Annotated in this window: 2 protein-coding genes; one reads left to right on the top strand and one right to left on the bottom strand. The window is 70.9% G+C overall.

Annotated elements, in window-relative coordinates; all coding sequences use genetic code 11:
- On the bottom strand, positions 1–324 hold a 324-nt coding region (locus ABD191_RS29070; protein WP_425560905.1), incomplete at its 3' end, for a hypothetical protein.
- Positions 325–484: 160 nt separating this feature from the next.
- Here ABD191_RS29070 and ABD191_RS29065 point away from each other — a divergent pair.
- A partial coding sequence (locus ABD191_RS29065) for a PLP-dependent transferase (protein WP_344089182.1) occupies positions 485–640 on the top strand: 156 nt, incomplete at its 3' end.

Below are 640 nucleotides of genomic sequence, written 5' to 3'. Positions count from 1 at the left end.
CACGAGCATGAAGGTGAGCACGCCGGTGGCGGCGCTCGCGACCGTGAGCACGGCGGCGGATGCCGCGGCGACATCGAGCGCGAGGTCGAACTCGCGCCGCTTCGGGCTGAGCGCCCACACCGCGAGCACGAGCGCGCCGATCATGCCGGCCGCGCCGAGGTTCACGAAGAGCTTCGCGACCGGGACGCCCCAGCGTGCGACGGGCCCCGGGTCCTGGATGGGGAACGGCGCCGCTCCCCCGCCGTACGCGAGCGCGGCGACCATCGCGCCGAACGCGACGGCGACGAGCAGGGCAGGGCCGAGGACGCGGACGGAACGGGGCACCGCACAAGCCTAGGCGAGCCCGCTGGGAGCGGGGCTCCGGCGCCATCCGCTCGCCCCGCCATCGATTCAGGAGAACGGAGGCAATTCAGGACGATGTCGCCGATCGGATCCTGATCAGCCTCCGTTCTCCTGAAACCACATCGCGATTGGAACCACCGACATGCAGCACGACGCTCGATTCGACACGCGCGCGGTCCACGCCGGACAAGACCCCGACCCGACCACGGGCGATGTCATCCCGCCCATCCACGTGACCTCGACCTATGCGCAGGACGGCATCGGCGGGTTACGCAACGGGTACGAGTACTCGCGCGGC

It is taken from the genome of Luedemannella helvata (genome assembly GCF_039528415.1).
Classification (GTDB): Bacteria; Actinomycetota; Actinomycetes; order Mycobacteriales; family Micromonosporaceae; genus Luedemannella; species Luedemannella helvata.
This window is presented reverse-complemented; position numbering and strand designations above follow the sequence as displayed.